This window comes from Desulforhabdus amnigena (genome assembly GCF_027925305.1).
Lineage (GTDB): Bacteria > Desulfobacterota > Syntrophobacteria > Syntrophobacterales > Syntrophobacteraceae > Desulforhabdus > Desulforhabdus amnigena.
In genome coordinates, this window is sequence record NZ_BSDR01000001.1 from 2992078 (window position 1) to 3010852 (window position 18775).

Annotated in this window: 15 protein-coding genes; 6 read left to right on the forward strand and 9 right to left on the reverse strand. The window is 53.6% G+C overall.

The genetic code is table 11. The annotated features are described in order from the left end of the window. The first annotated feature begins 158 nt into the window (after positions 1-158). From QMG16_RS12715 to QMG16_RS12725, 3 genes are all read left to right on the forward strand, one after another. Entirely contained in the window at positions 159-611 is a 453-nt protein-coding gene (locus QMG16_RS12715; RefSeq protein WP_281794722.1) for a zf-HC2 domain-containing protein, read from the forward strand. 93 nt (positions 612-704) lie between these two features. Next, on the forward strand, positions 705-1169 hold the full coding sequence (locus QMG16_RS12720) for a Spy/CpxP family protein refolding chaperone (protein WP_281794723.1): 465 nt from the start codon (positions 705-707) through the stop codon (positions 1167-1169). Positions 1170-1238: 69 nt separating this feature from the next. Beyond that, positions 1239-1829: a helix-hairpin-helix domain-containing protein gene (locus tag QMG16_RS12725; RefSeq protein ID WP_281794724.1), complete on the forward strand. Its 591-nt coding sequence runs from the start codon at positions 1239-1241 to the stop codon at positions 1827-1829. 236 nt (positions 1830-2065) lie between these two features. Here QMG16_RS12725 and QMG16_RS12730 read toward each other — a convergent pair whose 3' ends face one another. The 4 genes from QMG16_RS12730 to QMG16_RS12745 form a co-directional block, all read right to left on the reverse strand. Continuing rightward, entirely contained in the window at positions 2066-5026 is a 2961-nt protein-coding gene (locus tag QMG16_RS12730; RefSeq protein ID WP_281794726.1) for a calcium-translocating P-type ATPase, PMCA-type, read from the reverse strand. Between the two features lie 219 nt (positions 5027-5245). Next, positions 5246-5779, reverse strand: a complete 534-nt coding sequence (locus QMG16_RS12735) for a phosphatidylglycerophosphatase A family protein (protein ID WP_281794728.1) — start codon at positions 5777-5779, stop codon at positions 5246-5248. A gap of 159 nt (positions 5780-5938) precedes the next feature. Then, complete coding sequence (locus tag QMG16_RS12740) at positions 5939-7249, reverse strand: hemolysin family protein (RefSeq protein ID WP_281794730.1); 1311 nt, start codon at positions 7247-7249, stop codon at positions 5939-5941. Then, positions 7242-8558 carry a hemolysin family protein gene (locus tag QMG16_RS12745; protein ID WP_281794732.1) on the reverse strand — a complete coding sequence of 439 codons (1317 nt, stop codon included), beginning with the start codon at positions 8556-8558 and terminating at the stop codon, positions 7242-7244. The genes QMG16_RS12740 and QMG16_RS12745 overlap by 8 nt, the downstream gene beginning before the upstream one ends. Positions 8559-9124: 566 nt before the next feature. Here QMG16_RS12745 and QMG16_RS12750 point away from each other — a divergent pair. The 3 genes from QMG16_RS12750 to QMG16_RS12760 all read left to right on the forward strand — a co-directional run bounded on the left by QMG16_RS12750 (position 9125) and on the right by QMG16_RS12760 (position 14593). Beyond that, positions 9125-10402 (forward strand): radical SAM protein, encoded by a 1278-nt coding sequence (locus QMG16_RS12750; RefSeq protein ID WP_281794734.1) that lies wholly within the window; start codon positions 9125-9127, stop codon positions 10400-10402. A gap of 153 nt (positions 10403-10555) precedes the next feature. Next, on the forward strand, positions 10556-12808 hold the full coding sequence (locus QMG16_RS12755; protein WP_281794736.1) for a DNA polymerase domain-containing protein: 2253 nt from the start codon (positions 10556-10558) through the stop codon (positions 12806-12808). Between the two features lie 165 nt (positions 12809-12973). After that, entirely contained in the window at positions 12974-14593 is a 1620-nt protein-coding gene (locus QMG16_RS12760) for an MFS transporter (protein WP_281794737.1), read from the forward strand. Positions 14594-14603: 10 nt separating this feature from the next. Here QMG16_RS12760 and QMG16_RS12765 read toward each other — a convergent pair whose 3' ends face one another. The 5 genes from QMG16_RS12765 to QMG16_RS12785 form a co-directional block, all read right to left on the reverse strand. After that, complete coding sequence (locus QMG16_RS12765; protein ID WP_281794739.1) at positions 14604-14885, reverse strand: ferredoxin family protein; 282 nt, start codon at positions 14883-14885, stop codon at positions 14604-14606. Continuing rightward, on the reverse strand, positions 14882-16186 hold the full coding sequence (locus QMG16_RS12770; protein WP_281794741.1) for an FAD-dependent oxidoreductase: 1305 nt from the start codon (positions 16184-16186) through the stop codon (positions 14882-14884). The genes QMG16_RS12765 and QMG16_RS12770 overlap by 4 nt, the downstream gene beginning before the upstream one ends. Before the next feature lie 80 nt (positions 16187-16266). After that, positions 16267-17529, reverse strand: a complete 1263-nt coding sequence (locus QMG16_RS12775) for an electron transfer flavoprotein subunit alpha (RefSeq protein ID WP_281794743.1) — start codon at positions 17527-17529, stop codon at positions 16267-16269. A gap of 6 nt (positions 17530-17535) precedes the next feature. After that, positions 17536-18372 carry an electron transfer flavoprotein subunit beta/FixA family protein gene (locus tag QMG16_RS12780; RefSeq protein WP_281794745.1) on the reverse strand — a complete coding sequence of 279 codons (837 nt, stop codon included), beginning with the start codon at positions 18370-18372 and terminating at the stop codon, positions 17536-17538. An 83-nt stretch (positions 18373-18455) separates the two neighbouring features. Next, positions 18456-18743 carry a ParB/RepB/Spo0J family partition protein gene (locus QMG16_RS12785; RefSeq protein ID WP_281794746.1) on the reverse strand — a complete coding sequence of 96 codons (288 nt, stop codon included), beginning with the start codon at positions 18741-18743 and terminating at the stop codon, positions 18456-18458. Positions 18744-18775 lie beyond the last annotated feature (32 nt).

Below are 18775 nucleotides of genomic sequence, written 5' to 3' on the forward strand. Positions count from 1 at the left end.
GCGAGAAATCTTTGATGCAATGGCAGCCGCATGGATTTTCCCCTCCCGGTCGGGATGACTGCGTATTGGCGATCCCGGACACTTAGAGCGGCGGGCTGATGAGGCACCTCCCGGAATATAGGGCAAACGATGCATTGGCAGGATAGAAGGAGCAGACAATGAAATGTCGCCAGGCAAGAGCAAAAATTTCAGCTTACATGGATCACGAGCTCGATGCCGCGTCATCCCGGCAGTTGGAATCTCATCTCCGCCGGTGTGTGGAATGTCGCGAGGTGCTTGACGACTTCCAAGAACTGAATGACATGGTGCTTAGTCTGCCGAAGATCGAGCTGGATCCGGATTTCGCCGTCCAAATGGTCAGGAAGGTAAGCGGGACTGGCACCGCTAGTAAAATTAAGCAGCAAGTTAGATCATCCCTGTTTGAGCGGCTGTCTCGAATTGCCGAGGATTTCGTAGATCTGGTGAGTTCGGCGCGGTCCCCGTCCATTGGCGCCCTCGATGAATTCAGCGACTTTCCGCCCCTTTCCATGAGCTACATCTATTTCAATCTGATGGATCTTAATGCGCTGAGAAGAGATCGGCTCAAACTTGAATGTTATGAAAAACTGTGAATGGGCAAGTCGGTACATCACAAAACCGAACTGCTTCTTTAACAGCACATCCACCAGGCCTATTCAAAGCTTCGTCATAGTGAGGTTTCAAAAATGGATCTGTGGAGCTTTCTTCTGGGTTTCGTCTCGGCATTTGTCTTTCTAACGGTATCACTGACTGCGGTTTACTTTCACCTGAAGCGGGCCAGGAATTGCAAAGCCTGCATCAGAGGTTACCTCGATCTGATACCAGACCTCACACCGGAGCAGAAAAAGGCGGTGCAGGAAATCCGCCGCACCTTCCTGCCCAAAGTCGGCCAAATCAGGGAAAACATGCGCCGAAAGCGGGCAGAACTCGCAAATCTGCTCTTTGCCGATCCGCCCGACAGGAGTAAGATTCATTCCGTCGCCCGGCAGATCCTTTTGTACCAGTCGGACTTGGAAAACGAGGTGATCGAGCACATCCTGGAGGAAAAAGAGATTCTCTCTCCCACTCAGCAGAGGAAATTCTACGAGATCATCGTCGAGCAGTTCTCCTCGGGTGGGCTTGGGGTCCATGATGTACGAGGAAAGGTCTAATCCAGGAGAATCGCTCCCGGAGCCTTGGCGCACAGGAAACTGTATCATCTCGTAGACAAAGGCAAGAAATTGATAGATCCAAGACTATACCGCGCCATAACCTTGCTTGCCGCCATCTTCTTCGTGGTGCTCCTCGTCCGTTATTTCAGCGCGATTTCCACTTCGGACCCCCCTTCCCCGGCCCCCGTGATCGTCGAAGTCCTTGGAGCTGTAAATAAACCGGGAATACATCTTGTTGAAAGCCAAAATGCATCATCTACCGTCACGGTTGGGGAAGCCATAGAAGCTGCCGGGGGGTTGTCAAAACACACGCCCGGCGACATTCCCCTTTCCTTTTACAAACACGAAGTGCAAAGCGGCGAGAGGATAAGCGTAACCGGAGAAGGCGAAACTCCTCCCCATTTCTCAGTGGGCCCCATGGACGGAGGGGCCCGGCTGACTCTGGGGAAAAAGCTGGATTTGAACCAGGCGACAGAAGAGGAACTCTCCCTGATTCCGAAAATGAAACCCCAATTCGCCGTAGAAATCGTCAAGCGCCGACAAGGGAAGAGATGGAACAGCGTGCAGGAACTCGAGGAAATCGCAGGGGTAGGTCCTAAAACGGTAGAGAAGTGGCAAGATTACCTGGAAGCAAACTGCAGAGAGCCCATAAAGCCATGACCTGCGGGGAGCCGGGTGAAAACCCTCTTTCCCCACGAGAGAGCGGGCGCACTTATCGCGGTTATTTTCGATCGCGGTAAGGACGCGGCTCTTATAAAAATGCCATTATTGCGATACTTTCACGGTAACCACGGAAGACAGAGGGCAGAGAGAAAGACTTTCAAATGAAATCTCTGTGTTCTTCGTGTCTCCGTGGTTCAGACAAAATCTGACAATATTGAGTTATCTCCGAGCAATCATCCTGTTGCGGCATCTTCCAGCCGGGCTTTCATCCGGCAAGCCAGCCGCCACAACTCCCCGATCCAAAGCACCACCGACGTTGCGACAACGATTCTCACCCAGTCCACGAGAGTCAGGGGAACCGTGCGGAAAAACGGGCCGCCAAATTGCGTGATCAGCACCTGCCCCAGAAAAATAGCAGCAGCTATGCAGAGAAACGCTTTGTTCTTAAGGATGTCTGCAAAAGCCGAGCTGTTCTGGCCCAAACACCTGGCATTGAAAAGATTCCAAAACTGCAGCATGACAAAAACCGTAAAAAACATTGAAAGATCATAGTGATTGACATTTCCGCGCCTCTGAATTTCCAGGAGAAACCAAACGAGAAAAACAAGAAAGAGAGGCGCAACGGTAAAGATGGTCTTTGCCATGGTTTTCGAAACGATAAAGTCTTTGGGATTACGAGGCTGCCGCCGCATGACATTCCAGTGAGGAGGTTCCGTGGCCAAAGCCAGAGCGGCAAAGGTATCCATGATGAGATTCACCCAAAGCATCTGCGTTACGGTGAGAGGAAGCTTGACACCGATAAAGGGGCCGAGGAGGGCGATGCACAATGCGACCACATTGATCGTAAGCTGAAAGAGGATGAATCTTTGTATGTTTTCATAGAGGGAACGCCCCCACATGACAGCGTTGGTGATGCTGCGGAAGGAGTCGTCCAGCAGAATGATATCACTTGCTTCCTTGGCGACGGAAGTCCCGGTTTTTCCCATGGCCAACCCCACATGGGCCCGGCTCAAAGCGGGCGCGTCGTTGGTGCCGTCCCCCGTGACGGCTACCACCTCACCCTTTTCCTGCAGGAGTGACACGAGGCGCAGCTTATCCATGGGACGCGCCCTGGAGAGAATCTTCAAAGACACGGCAACATCCCCTGCCCTTTCGTCACTCAACTGAGCGAAGTCCTTCCCCGTCATGATCCGGTCTTCCGTGTCACCCTCTTCCCACAGCCCCACTTGGCGGGCGATTTCCCGGGCCGTTTCGGGATTGTCGCCGGTCACGATCTTGACTCCAATGCCGGCGTCCAGACAGGCGCGGAGGGCATCCGGCACTTCCGGCCTTATGGGGTCGGCGATAGCCACAAACCCCAGCCAGATCATGTCCCGGGCGATCTCTTCGATCTCCGCATCCTCCTCCCCTGAAGGATTTTCCCGATACGCCAGCCCCAAGGTACGCATGCCACACGCCTGGTAACCCTTCAAAGCCTGGGCGATATCCTCCTTGTAGCCATCGATGGGCCGGACCCCTTCTCCCGTGAGGAGGCGGGAACAACGATCCAGAACCACTTCGGGAGCCCCTTTGAGGTGAAGGACCTCTTCGCCGTTCACACTGGACGTCCCCATCGTGCCCATGTATTTTCTCTCGGTCGAAAAAGTCCATTGCGAAGAGACAGAAAACGCGGCCCGATACTGCATGTAATCGATATGCAGATCCTTGAGCCACAAGAGCAGGGCACATTCCGTGGGATTGCCGATGAGGTGAGGAGTCGCATCGTCGGTTTTTTCACTCACATGCGCCGTGCTGTTGACGGAAATCCCTTCCAGGATTTTCTCCTCTCCATACGTAAGCTTGTGTGGGTCTTCGAAGAGGAGCTTATCCTTCAGGCAGGGAAAATCGGCACTGTAAACACGCATTTCATTCAAGGTCAATGTTCCCGTTTTATCCGTGCAGATGACCGTAGCTGCTCCAATCGTTTCACAGGCATGCATGCGCCGCACCAGATTGTTCGATGCCGTCATCTTCCTCATGCTGTAGGCAAGACTCAAAGTCACACTCATTGCCAGCCCTTCCGGCACAGCCACCACAATGATAGTGACCGATATCATGAAATATCTCAGGAATTCCTCCGCCATGGCATGAGGGACCCACTTGCCTGGAGACACGGGCAGGATCCCAAAATAACAGAGGATCCCTACCCCTGCCGAAAAGGTCGCCAGACCCAGCACCAATGTCACAACCCAGGAGAGAGAATGCTCTTTTGCAAGCCAGAAGGGGGGAGAGACGCGAACATGCGCCAGTTCCAGGGCATCGTAGACGATGGGCAACCAGACCCTCATGGAAGCCAGAAGCACGCTGAAACCCAGTATCCCCATAAAACCCCATTGAGGCTGCGTCAAAGTCAGTTCCCTGACTAAAACTCCCCGGGTCACAAGAGCGGCAAAAATCGTTCCGGCAACCAGAAATCCAACGACCCCGATGACCTTGCTCAGTTCTTCCAACTGAGCCACAAGGGGGGTTTTTTCCGCTATATCCTGGTAAGCGGGTCGCGCCAGACGGCCAATTTCCGTGGCATCGCCCACTGCGGTCACTTCCATGATTCCATGTCCGTCCTTGACCAAAGTTCCGCGGAAGACTCTGTCCTCCGGATAAGCGCTCTCCCGCTGCTCCGGCTCGGCGGGTACAAGCCGTTTCTTGACGGGCAGGGATTCCCCCGTAAGTGGAGATTCATCCAAGCGGAGCGAAACGACCTCGAGCAACCGACCATCGGCGGGGACTTCCTCTCCCATTTCCAAAAGGACTACATCCCCCACGACCAGGTCTTTCCTGGGAACCGTCGCAAAATCCCCCGCCCGAATGACGTTGGCGGGAACTTCGTCGCTGACCCGGTTCAAGATATCGAATTCCCGACCGGCTTTGTATTCGTTGATGAAGGAAAGAGTGGTGGCCAGCAAAATGGCAATGACGATCCCGAGGCCTTCTGCATAATGACCTTCCGTCGCCCCCACCACCAGCGCGATAACCGCCGCGATGATGAGGATACGGATTACGGGATCGTCGAATTTTTCCAGGTAAAGTTTCCACCACGGGGTGCGAGGCGGAGGGGTGAGTATATTCCAGCCATGTTCCTGCCGGCTGGATTCCACCTGGACGGGACTGAGCCCCTCGAAGGGAAGTTCCCGCTGCCTGGCGTCAAAGGGAACCATTTACAAGGATCTCCTTTCACTTCAAAAGCTAATGAAGATATTCCATCCCAAGAAGAAAACGATGCTTTAATGTGACATTGTCACATTAACCGCAGAGACACACAGGGCACAGAGAAAGACCTTTAAATGAAATCTCCGAGTTCTCCGTGTCTCCGGGGTTCAGATGAAATCCGACAATGTCAATTTAATTCCTTGCGGAAAACCGGGGGGCGGCCATCCCTATACTCCCGCAAGAGCCCCCATCCACCGGAATGCGTACATGACCAGCGCCGCATAGAGGCCGCTCACCAGGTCATCCAGCAGGATGCCCCACCCTCCCGACATCATGCGGTCGATCTGCCTGGCCGGAGGTATTTTAATGATATCGAACAATCGGAAAAGCAGGAACCCCCAGAGCATCACCTGCCAGGCCTCTCCATGCCGAAAGAGAAGCGGCACGACCAGGTAGCCCGCCACTTCATCCAAAACAAAACGGCTGGGGTCCTTGGCTTTCCAGTATTCCATCGCCCAGGGGGCCAAAGCGATGTTTCCCGCACACACCATCAAAAGAGCCAGAGCGAGAGCTCCGGAGATGTATTCCACCGGCAGGGAGACGATCACGAAGAAATGAATGAGGACTCCAAGGAGCGTCCCCCAGGTGCCCGGAGCGCCAGGCAGGAGCCCTAGTCCCAGCGCCGTCGCCATTAGAAGGCGCATGCACTCAAACGGTCTGATTTTATGCATTGCAGGGGGTTCGGATGTGTCAAGTTTCATGCCACCTATCCATTTCAGGGAGTCTCCATTTGCTGCCGCCTTATACTTAAAACCTATCCAGAAACCACCTGTGGACTTTGCGACACCCCCCTTGGTCCCCCCTTGAGGGGGGAACTAAAGGGGGGTGTCCGCTGCCGAGGTAGGTTTTTGGATAGGCTCTTATTCCGAATTCGAAGGAGACAACGGCGTGACAATACACTCCTCCACACCGTGACCTCTCACCGAAATGACCTCAAATTTCACGTTGCCGTAAACCACTTGATTTCCCACGCGCGGTTGGCGGTCGAGCAGCATGAGAACCAGGCCGCTCACAGTATAGACTTCCTCGTGTTCCAGAGGAATTCCCAGCGCCTCCCCTACTTCATCGATGCGAACCGTACCCATCACATGGAGATTTCCCGAAGAATCCCAGTACATTTCAGGTTGTTCCGTAACCCCCTCATTGATATCTCCCACCACCTCTTCGAACAGGTCTTCAATGGTGATAAGGCCAGCCGTTCCGCCGTATTCGTCCATGACGATGGCAAGATGGGTGCGTCTGCGGCGCATGGCTGCAAGCACCACATCCAGATTGGATGTTTCGGGCACATAGGGAACGCGCCGTAAATCCTTCTCGGACAAGTGCCTCCCATCGAGCATGAGGCGCAAGAGATCCTTGATGTGGACCATTCCCAGGATATTGTCCAGATCCCCTTCGTAAACCGGATAGCGGCTGTGCCGGGATGTCCGCACGATCTCTTTCAATTCCTCCGGAGGAGAATCCAGCCGAATTCCTACCATTCGCACACGTGGGACCATGACTTCCGCAGCGGTGAGTTCCCCGAACTCCAGAAGGTCCCTCAGGACCCTGCCCTCTTCAGCCCTCAAAAGTCCTCCCGCCTGGCTTTCCTGGACAACATACTGGAGCTCTTCCGTTGAAAGATAGTAGCCGGTGGTCAGCGTTCGGTTGACCCGCATGAGCTTCAGGATCAGATTCCCAATGCCGTTGATACTGATCACAAGAGGATAGAACGCCCTTTTGGCCCACAACATAAAGGGCATGATCCATAGAGCGGACCGCTCCGAATACTGCAGAGCCAGCGATTTGGGCACCATTTCACCCAGTACGATATGAAAGTAGGTGAGGATTCCCACCGCTAAAACGCTGGAGACGGCATGTACAGCCAGCCAATGGGGCAGGGAGACCTTTTCCATACTCCCTTCAATCCATACGGCGAAAATGTGTTCACCGTACATTCCCAGCCCGAGACTGGCAAAGGTAATGCCGAGCTGAGCCGTCGCAATGTAACGATCCTGGAGGAGGGGATTGTGCAGGATGCTGCTGATCCTCTTCGCCATGCGATTGCCCTGAATCGCCCGCCGTTCGATGGCAGCCCTGGGCGCTCCCACGAGGGCAAATTCCGCAGCCACAAAAAAGGCATTCAACACAATGAAACCGATGATAACAAGGACCGGAAGAAGACTACCCATGCACGTCCTCCTCTACCGGGCGAACGGGCCTGGCGAGAATGGATACGATGGCGTGATGAGCCACCTGCTCTATTTCGACCTCCACACCGTCAATGGTCACTCGCTGCCGGGCAACGGGCACTGTCCCCAGCACTTCCATCACGTGTCCGCTGATTGTATCGGCATCGCCTTGCCATAAAACCCCAAGCCACGGTTCCGCCATATCCAGACGCATGAGTCCCGGCAGGCGCACCCGCCCGTCCGGCAGGCGTTCGGGCTGAGGCTGATCCAATTTGAACTCGTCAGCGACCTCCCCCAGCATCTCCGTCAGAACATCTTCCAAAGTCACCAGTCCCTCGGTCCCCCCGAACTCATCCACTACCATCGCCTGATGGCTACGCCGCTGCCGCAGCAAATTGAGCAAAGCATCCGCCGTCACGTTTTCGGGAACGCTCATGAGGGGCCTCATGATTTCTGTTATGGAGCCGATCGTTCCCTTCTCGATATAATGGATCGCCACTTCCTTCACGTGCACGATCCCGATCACGTTGTCCATGGACCCCCGATAGACGGGAAGATGGCTGTAGGGACTTTCCGCGATTTGCTTCATCACCTGATCCATGGGAAGTTCAACATCAATGCCCGACATATATCTTCGGGGCACCATCAGTTGATGAGCCGGCCGCTTGCCAAGCTGAAGGGCTCTCTGAAGGCGCTGATGCTCATCGGCTTCGAGCACTCCTCCATCCCGGCTTTCGGTGATCAGCATTTCAATTTCTTCAGGGGAATGAACATGACGATGCACCCCGTATTTGACTCCAAAGATTTTTAATATTATCAAGGCACTGCCATTGAGAATGGCAATGAGCCAGGAGAAGACGGTCAGAGACCATCGCATGGGAAAGAGGGAGAGGAGGGCCGCTTGAGTAGAATACTGAAGGGCGATGGACTTGGGAACCAGTTCTCCAAGGATGACCTGCAGGGTTGTGAGAAAAATCAGGACGCTCAGGGACGCCGCCGAGTAGGCCGCAACTTCCTGAACTCCCCCCCATTGGACGATGATTCCCGCCAGTGGAGCAGCCAGGGTTTCCTGCCCGTAGGCTCCGAGGATGAGGCTCGAAAGGGTAATGCCGATCTGGCATGCGGCGATGTACTGATCCAGCTTGTGAGGATCCACCAGCCACGGCAAGAAAAGCTTCGCCAGGGAACTGCCTTCCTCGGCCATTTGGCGTATGCGACTCTTCCTGACTCCCACCGCAGCAAATTCCGCCGCCACATAAAGGGCATTGATGACAATCAAAAAGAATATAATGATGCAGGCTGCGAACATCAGTGCATCGCCTCCCGGTCGTGAGATCGGATGGGAAGAGGTAAAAATCTGCAGCGGAACGAACTGATTTCGGGCGTCATAGAAGAATCAGAATCCATCAAATCAGCTTCTTTCCAATGTTGGGAGTCTGGAAACCACGAAGAAACAGCAAATCACCCGGCAACTTCTCTCACTCTGTCGTGCCGTTGGTTCATTGATAGCATGACAGAAAATTCACAGCAAGTCTCACCCCGGCGATTCTCATTTTGATACGGTCGGCTATCCAGTAGCTATAGGCACAGATTTCAGTTCTGTCAATGAATGCACCCATCGCAACAGTTCACCGCAGCAGGCACAGAGTACACATAGAAATTCCGTAATAATTCCAAAATATTCTCCATGTCCCCCGTGTCTCCGTGGTGAATAACGGGATATCGGAATACACCGGCTCCCTAAGGAAAATTCAGAAACTGCCTATCTTCCTCTCTTTGCGGAATCTGCAAAATCGCCCCGGTTTGAGATGGACAATGCACATAATATTTGGGATAATTTTTTATAAATTTTTCATCAGGGTGATTCTATTGTTTGTGAAAGCATTCGATATAGACAATCTTCATATAACCCTTGATAAAGAAGGGGCCCGCGCCTATGCAAAGGTCAGTTATCCATTGCGATACGGCCGCTTTGCGGAGATAAAAACCCACGCACATGTCTTTCAGTTCAATCTGAATGGAGAATTGAAATTCATCAGTGGTAGAGGCAAAGACTGGCCGCACCCTTCCGAATGGCTCAAGAGAACCATAACTAATGACTGGGTATATTATTCGACAGGCGGTTACGATGGCCCTTATGACTGTTTCGGCGAATACTATGTCCCCTGCCTGTCATACCCGAGCAACAATATCAATTCATGCGACCCTTTCCATGACAACGCTGTAATATCGGCGATCAAAGCCTGGGACCGACTGCATGAAACGTTGATGGAATTGAATTCCAGTTCCCTTCCAAAAGAAATGAGGGATTTTATTGATCTCGTAATGGTAAACTCGCCCACTGAACTCCGTAAGAGATCAGGCAGGATATATGAAATAATCGGTGACAATATAACAGTCCTTCCGCCTGATGTCAGGCATGTGGACTATGATGTAATTCCCATAATTATAGCAGACGGGTGTCTCTACAAATGCGGCTTTTGCAGGGTCAAATCACGTCTTCATTTTAAAGAGCGTTCAAGGAAAGATATAAAAACACAGGTCAGAGATTTAAAAAAATTTTTCGGTAATGATATCTCAAACTACAACTCTGTGTTCCTGGGGCAGCATGACGCCCTCAATTCTTCCTATGACCTGGTGGAATTCGCTGCAAGATATGCCTTTGAATCCTTTGATCTAAACAACTCCAATATTGATGGCCCCAGCCTTTTTATCTTCGGAAGCGTAGATTCAATAATAAAATCGGACTATTATATATTTGAACGCATAGAAAAGCTCCCCTTCAAGACGTATATCAATATAGGGTTTGAATCCGCGGATCAGGAAACCCTTGACAAATTGGGGAAAGGCATCACAAAAGAAGCGGTTGAAAGGGCCTTTACAAAGAGCGTAGAGATCAACAGAAGATATGAAAAGATTGAGATCACCTCAAACTTTGTCCTCGGAGATCACCTTCCTGAGGGGCATATCAAATCCTTTTTCAAGTTGATCGAAAAGAATTTCGATCAACCTTTCCATAAGGGTTCGATTTATTTTTCCCCCTTGATAAATGCCAAAAACACAGGATGGAAAAGGAACATTAAAAGGGAATTCTTCAAGTTAAAGATTCGAATCCCTGTCCCGTCTTTTTTGTATCTTATTCAAAAATTATAGTATCCAGCCCACTGCGTCGTCTCTAAAAACCTATCCGGAAAGCTCCTGTGGACTTTGCCCCCTTACCCTCCCTGCGACGGGGGAAGTGAAGGGGAGGCTGTTGCCGAGGAATACCGACATGTAGACGGCGTATTTTCATGGTAAGGAGCAAATATGAAACCCATTGCCCTTGAGGAAAATGAAGTACTTTTTGGAGCCGATGCCACCGGGGGGATCGTCGCCGTAGAACTCCTGAAAGGAGACACCATGCGTCTTTTTCTTCGTGAAGAGGACGGCAGCATCGAGGTCCGGGACGAACCTTTCACACCGTTCATTCTTTTGGAAAAAGAAGACCTTCTGGATGGATTTCAAGCCCCTCATCGCGTGGAACCTCTTTCGTCTTCCAACACTTTTCGTGCCATTGCCTTCTTCGACCGTTGGGAAAATGCCGATAGGGCCAGGAACCATCTGAGCAAAACAACCGGCGCCTCCCCCTCCTCGCCCGATGCCCCTTACCTCTTTCTTACGGACCCTGTGCACCAATACCTCCTTCTCACGGGCAAGACCCTTTTCAAAGGGATGGCATACAAAGACCTTCACCGCTTGGCCGTCGATATTGAAACCGCCTGTGCTCCCGGCTATGAATTCCCCAATCCGGAACGAGAAGAGGACCGGATCATCTCCATCGCCCTCATGGACAACAGGGGAAATGAAGAAGTCCTTTTCGGAAGCAGCATGGGCGAAAAAGAGATGATCGAGGCTCTCACCGACCGTATTTCCCGCTGGGACCCCGATGTCCTTGAAGGGCACAATTTCTTCAACTTCGATCTGGAATACCTCGTCGCCCGGGCTCGCAGACACGGAGTCCGGCTTTGCTGGGGACGCGATGGAAGCCTTCCCCGCATCCGCCGGTCGCGATTCACCGTGGCGGAGCGGATCATCGACTACACCCGCATGGACCTTTTCGGTCGGCACGTGGTGGACACGCTTTTTCTCCTTCAGTATTACGACGTGACAGCGCGTGAACTGGAAAGCTACGGGCTCAAGTCCGCGGCCCTTCACTTCGGCCTGGCCGACGAGGAACGCACTTACATCGAACACTCCAAAATTCAGTGGGCCTACGAGCACGACCCGGAGGCCCTCAAGCGTTACAACCTGGACGATGCCAGAGAAACCCTCGCCCTCTCCGAACTTCTCGGCTATCCATTCTTTCTTCAGGCGCGCATTTTTCCCTTTTCTTACCAGAATATTTTCATCCGGGGAAATGCTACCAAGATCAACGCACTCTTCATGCGGGAATACCTCAGGAAGCGAACTTCCGTACCCAAGCCCAGGGGGCGGGGAATGAGCTTTGAAGGGGGCTACACAGACGTGTTTTTTCAGGGCATTATCCAAAATGTGGTCCATTGCGACGTGGCTTCCCTGTATCCGTCCATCCTGCTCTCCTACGATCTCAAGCCGGTTGGAGACACCCTCGGAATTTTTCTGCCGTTGCTCCGAGATCTGCGTACTTTTCGGCTGGAAGCCAAGAAACGGGCGCAGGAAGCGCAGGAATCCCACGAACATGACTACTACCAGGCGCTTCAGCAGACTTTCAAGATTTTGATCAATTCCTTTTATGGCTATCTCGGAACAGAAATTCACCATTTTTCAGACCCGCAACTGGCGGCGGAAGTCACCCGGTTGGGGAGGGAAACCATCCGGCGCATGATCGAATGGCTGCGAAATGAAGGAGCGACTCTCATCGAAATCGACACGGACGGGATCTACTTCGTGCCTCCGAAAGGAGTGGAAACCGAAGAGGCGCAGCGGATTCTCGTGGACCGCCTCTCCAGGACCCTGCCGGAAGGAATCGAGGTGGAGATGGACGGAAGGTATGCAGCCATGTTCTCGTACAAACGCAAAAATTACGCACTCTTGAATGATACCGGCAGTGTAACCATCAAAGGGAGCGGCCTGAGGTCCAGAGGCATGGAAAAATATCTGCGGGATTTCCTTGCCGAGATGATCCGGCTTCTTCTGAAGGGAGAAGGCGACGAAATTTACGATCTTTATCAGGAGACCCTGCAAAAATTGGCAAGACATGAATTGGATATTTTCTCCCTGGCCAAAACGGAAACCCTCACCGAATCTCTCGAAACCTATCAGCAGAAAATCAAAGCAAAAAAAAGAAACCGGGCGGCAACTTATGAACTGGCTCTGGCTTCAGGCCGGGATTACAGGGCCGGGGACCAGATTTCCTATTACGTTACGGGAGAAGATAAAAAAGTGAGGGTTTTTGACAATTGCAAATTTGCATCCGCTTACGATCCGGATAAACCGGACGAGAACGTAGAATACTACCAGGCGAAGCTTTTGGATCTTTTGAAAAAATTTCAGGAATTCCTGCCTTCGCGGCGCATTCTTGTGAAAAAACCTTCCAAATGACATGAGATGTGATATTTCAGCGACCTTCCGTTATAATTTTGGAACGGTGAGCATAAAAAAATGCGTCCGGGGGGAAGCCATCTCCAGCCCGGAACGCGCTGATGCATTAGAGGGTCAGTCGCTTTGGAATCCGCCGACTCCCTTAGAAATTGGAAAAGAACTTATATGAAAGATATGAACAAGCCGTCCACAAAAGATCCCGGCAGGAAAGGAACTGCGTGGAGCCCTCTCTATCAGCCCGTCTTTCGGGCACTGTGGATCGCCAGCATCGTCTCCAATATCGGCACGTGGATGCAGAATACCGCCACGGCCTGGCTCATGACATCCATCACTTCCTCCTCCGTCATGGTCGCCCTCGTGCAGACGGCAACGAGCCTTCCTATGTTCCTCCTAGCGCTGCCGGCGGGAGCTCTCGCCGATGTGCTGGACCGGCGCAGACTCATTCTCTTTACCCAGGCATGGATGCTTGCCGCAGCCGCTTTGCTGGGCGGTCTCACTCTGGCTGGTGAGACCACGCCCTGGATTCTTCTCACCCTTACGCTTCTCCTGGGGCTGGGGGCGGCAATGAACGCGCCAGCTTGGCAGGCAATCATCCCGGAACTGGTCACACGAACGGAAATCCCATCAGCTGTAGCGCTGAACAGTGCGGGTTTCAATGTGGCCCGATCCATTGGCCCCGCCCTGGGAGGACTGGTGGTAGGAGCCATGGGCGCGGGCAACGCGTTTCTCATAAACGCCCTCTCCTATCTCGGCGTAGTGGTGGTTCTCTATTATTGGAAGCGGCCAAAGAGCCGGAGCACACTCCCTGCCGAGCGCATGATCGGCGCCATGCGTACCGGGGTCCGTTTCGTACGGCACGCGCCGGCTCTACGCGCCATATTCGTTCGAGCCGCCGCCTTCATCACTTGCGCCAGCGCCCTCATGGCGCTCCTCCCCATTCTGGCCCGGCATAACCTTGGACTGGGCTCTCTTGGTTTCGGGATACTCCTGGGTTCTTTCGGCATGGGCGCAGTGGCTGGAGCATTGATTCTACCGGAGATACGCAGGAGAATTTCCATTGATCTGCAGGTGACTCTATCCACGATCCTGTTTGCCGTTGTCTTCCTGGCTCTGGCCTACCTGCAAAATTTCATCATCCTGTGCGGAGCGATCCTCACAGCAGGGGCAGCATGGCTGACGCTGCTCTCCATCTTCAACAGCAGCGTGCAATCCATGGCGCCTTCCTGGGTAAGAGGCCGCGCACTGGCCGTTTACATGTTCATTTTCTTTGGAGGCATGGCGGCAGGGAGCTTTCTCTGGGGTACGATCACGTCTTACCTGGGGATCTCCAGGACGTTCGTCCTGGCATCATTAACCATGGTTGCCGGGCTGGGGGTTACGGCGCGCTTTCGTCTCGCCTCTGCGGAACACCTGGACCTCACTCCATCCATGCACTGGCCGGCTCCGACCCTCGCGGTGAATCCACAACTGGAAAACGGACCGGTCCTCGTCATGATCGAATACCACATTGATCCGGCCGATTCCCATGAATTCGGGATGGCCCTCAAACGGCTCCGCAATGTACGTCTGCGGGACGGCGCCATACGATGGGATCTCTTTGTGGACGCTGCAAAGCCGGAACGTTACATCGAATCCTTTCTCGTAGAATCCTGGATGGAGCATCTGCGCCAACACGAACGGGTAACCGTGGCAGACCGGGAAGTCGAAAAGCGGGTGAGAGCTTTTCACAAAGGCACCGAACCTCCTGTCGTGACTCATTTGTTGGCAAGGGCTCTTCCGAAATGATCGAGTACCATCACCCGAACTTGTGCCGGATACCGTATCCTCCCTTGGGAAAACGCCATTCGATATTGAAATGAGGGCATCCGATGCGGCAGGAACCGCATTCCAGGCATCCTTCGTAGCCGATGCTGATGCGGTCCTTTTCCAGTTTGTAGACGTTGGCCGGGCAAATATAAAGGCAGGGCTGGTCGGCACACTTTTCCATGCAGACGCTGCCGTCCACGAGACGAAGGTGTGATTCCTCGTCGACCTTGAAACGATCGAGAAAAAGCTTGTCTTCTACTTTGACACTCATCGGACGCTCCTCCATCCATCCCATGCCAGCCGCAGCAACTTCCTGAGAGGGATCTCGCTTCGAACGGCCTTCCAGACCATGTGTTGCTTTTTCTTTTTGGGCACACCATCGACCGTGAGCATTTCCCTGGCCGTCAGGCTTGCCAGGCCGGGAAGGGTCGAAAACAGCTCTTCATGCTTTTCCAGGAACGAAGGGAAACGCCGGTATTTTTTCAAGTCCTGGAGGACATAGGATTCCTGCAACCGTTCCACATAGCTTTCGAGGGCACGCGCGCTGAAATCCCCCTTGTTCAGGGCATCCAGAATGGCATGCGCCGCAAAACGGCCGGAAGTCATGGCAAGATTGGAACCTTCCCGATGCAATGCATTGAAAAACATGGCCGAATCGCCGGCGATGAGGAACCCGTCCCCACAAAGTTTTGGAACGGTTTCATAGCCCCCCTCGGCAAGCCAGTGAGCGAGGTATTCTTTGGGCTTCCCCTCTTTGATGAGAGGCGCCACCATGGGATGAGACTTCAAAGCTTCCAGCATTTCGTACGGACGCGCTTTGTGCCTGGCAAAATCAGCCAGGTTGGCGCCGATTCCAAGAGAAATGGAACTTTTGTTCGTATAGAGGAAGGCAACTCCGTTCATTCCCCAGGTGGGCTCCCCCAGAATCTCAGTAGTGACGCCGTTGCCGGGTTCCACGTTGAACCTGGCATCGATTACCTCCTCGGGCAATTCAATGAGCTCTTTCACGGCCAGGGCCACGTTCTCCGGCCTGGGCTCGGCGCGAAAGCCGGTTTTACGGGCCAGGGGCGAATTGATTCCATCGGCCAAAAGGACCACATTGGCGTGGAGATCGCCGTCGGGTCGGTCCGTACGGACCCCTATGACACGCCCTCCGCCATCGCGGATCAAGTCCGTGACCACAGTGGCACAAACCACCAGAGCACCTTTGGATTTTGCCTGATCGGCAAACCAGCGGTCGAATTTAGCCCTTCCCACAGTGAAGACGTTTTGCTTCAATTCATCAGTAAAGGCCCTGTCCCGATACGAGAGGCTGTAACCTCCATCTTTAGAGAGGTACCAGAGGCGGGATTCGACCACATTGCGTTCCACGGGGCATTTTCTTTCCTGGTAATCGGGAAGAATTCGAGCCAGGTCATGACCATAGAGAACCCCGCCGAACATATTTTTGGCGCCGGGATATTCTCCCCGCTCGAAGACGATGGTTTTCACCCCTTTTTCAGCCAGAGTACACGCCGCCGAAATACCGGCGGGCCCTGCCCCGACGACGGCCACGTCGAATGTTTCTCCCATATTTTGATTCCTTCATCAGAAAAGACCGGCAGAATGTCCATTCAAGTTCAAATGGATAAAAATTCCTGCGAGCATCCATCTCACTTCGCCTGACCCATCCGTACCTTCAGCTGCCTGATCAATTCGGGCACAATCTGCAGGTAGTTCCCGACAATTCCCACGTCCGCCACCCGGAAGATGGGAGCCTTTGGGTCGGAATTGATGGCCACGATTTTTTCAGCTCCCTGTATGGCCACGAGATGCTGAATGGCTCCGGAAACACCAATGGCGATATAGAGCTTGGGCGCCACGGTCTTGCCTGTCTGTCCCACCTGCCGTTCATAGGGCATAAGCCCCGCTTCCACCACAGGCCGGGAACAGGCAATGGTTCCTCCCACCAGCTCAGCCAATTCTTCCAGGAGAGGAAACGTCGCCGGATCGCAGGCGCCTCTTCCCGCCACCACCAGAGCCGAAGAACGGACAATGTCCACGCTTCCGATCTCCTGAACATCACGAATGAAATCCACGATCACGGGCAGTTCACCCTCAGGGGGCACCCAGTCATGGCGGTGGATCTCTCCCTTTCTGGCGGAATCTTTTTCCGACATCTTCATGACCATGGGGCGGACCGTGCTCATCTGAGGCCGGCGGCGCTCGCAAAATATGGTGGCCATGATGTTTCCGCCGAAAGTCGGCCGGGTCATGAGCAGCAGCCGGCTCTTCTCTTCGATGGCAAGACCGGTGCAATCCGCAGTGAGACCCGTCTGAAGGCGCGTCGCGACGATCCCCGCCAGGTCTCTTCCAAGATGCGTTGCGCCAATCAAGAAGATCTCCGGACGAACGGCCTCACACAGATCGGAAAGGGCTTTTCCATAGACTCCCGAGAGATAATGTTCCAGAAGAGGGTCTTCAACGACATGAACCACATCGCACCCGTAGGCAACGGCATCCCGCGCAATGGCTTCCACACCATACCCCAAAAGGAAACCCATGACTTTGGTCTTGAGGGTTTCCGCCAGTTCCCTCGCCTTGCCCACCAGCTCCCACGAAACCTGAGCCCCAGCCCCATCGGCCACTTCAATGAAAACCGCTACACCCTCGTAACCGGGCACCCCCTCACTGGGCATTCCCCTCTCTTCCCGCGTGAGGCGCTTTTTCTGCGTTTTCTCGAAGCGGACGGCATCCACCGGGCAGCTTTCAAAGCATTTGCCGCACCCGATACAGGTTTCGGGATCGATGTGCGCCACCCCTTCCGCACTCAATTCTATGGCGCCCACGGGACACTCGCCGATGCAGATCTGGCAGGCGATGCACTTGTCCGGCAGGATTTCTGCGACTTCGATTCCTTTTGTGTTCTTGGCCATCCGGTCTCATGCCTCCCATTTTTTCAAGAGTTTCGACAAGAATCCCTTTTCATCCATGAGCACATCCAGACATTGAGACACCGCCTTTTCCACCCCTTCACCGGCGTCGAACTTTGGGCCCCCTTCTCGCGCCGGAGGCGATGAAATGGCTCGAACCCAGGTGGGCGAGCCTTTTATACCCAGCATTTGTGGAGACGCTTCAATGTCTTCGGCGTTCCATGTGGCTACAGGGGCACGCAGGGAGGCTATGAGGGCAGGAAGCGATGCACGCCTCGGCACGGCCAACTCCAATTCAACCGTCAGCAAAGCCGGCAGCGGCCCGAGAAGGATCTCTGTACCACCGGAAACTCTCCGCTTCACCTGAATCCGCCTCTTTTCCATGTCGATCCAATCGATTTCGATCACATAGGTGAATTGAGCAAGCCCCAATCGGGTAGCGATACCCGGACCCGTCTGAGCCGTGTCCCCGTCGATGGCCTGCTTGCCGCAAAGCACCAAATCTACAGGAAGTTCGCGTCCCAGCTTCTCGATGGCCTTACTGAGGGTGTAGCTGGTGGCAAGAGTGTCTGCTCCGGCAAAAGCCCGATCCGAAAGCAATATGGCTTCATCGGCCCCCAGGGAGAGCGCTTCCCGAAGCGAGCTTTCTCCCTGGGGTGGTCCCATGCAGATGGCGGTGACTTTTCCACCGTATTGCTCGCGCAGTCGTACGGCTCCTTCGAGAGCCACAATATCATAAGGGTTGGAGATGGATTCGACACCGGCTCGAATCAGCGTGTTGGTCTCCGGGTCGATTTTTACCTCGGCAGTGTCCGGAACCTGTTTGATACAGCATACTGAATGCATTCATCCGTCCTTCTTCGGGAAAGGGGGGACCTCAACTTAATGTTATAACGTGAAGGGTTGAAATCTTGACTTCTGCAGGGTCATCAAGAAGTCGGGATCTCATCCGCGCGGGATATAAAATCGAGGTCGCCTGTTCCAGGTTCGACAATGACAGCCTGGATTCGTCTCATACCCAGCTTCTTGCAGGCGCGCCAGCGTTTTTCACCGTCCAGAATCCGGAAGGATGCCCCGACCAACAGGATTTCGACCGGTTCAAGCTGCCCCTGCAAACGAATACTTTCCGAAATGTTTTCAATGGATTCATCCGAACAGACAAGCCGGCGGTTAGGACTGATCTTGTCCACATCGATCTCTCGCACATCCCTTTGCATGGCTTTTCTCCTTGTTTACCCGGTGTTGCCCG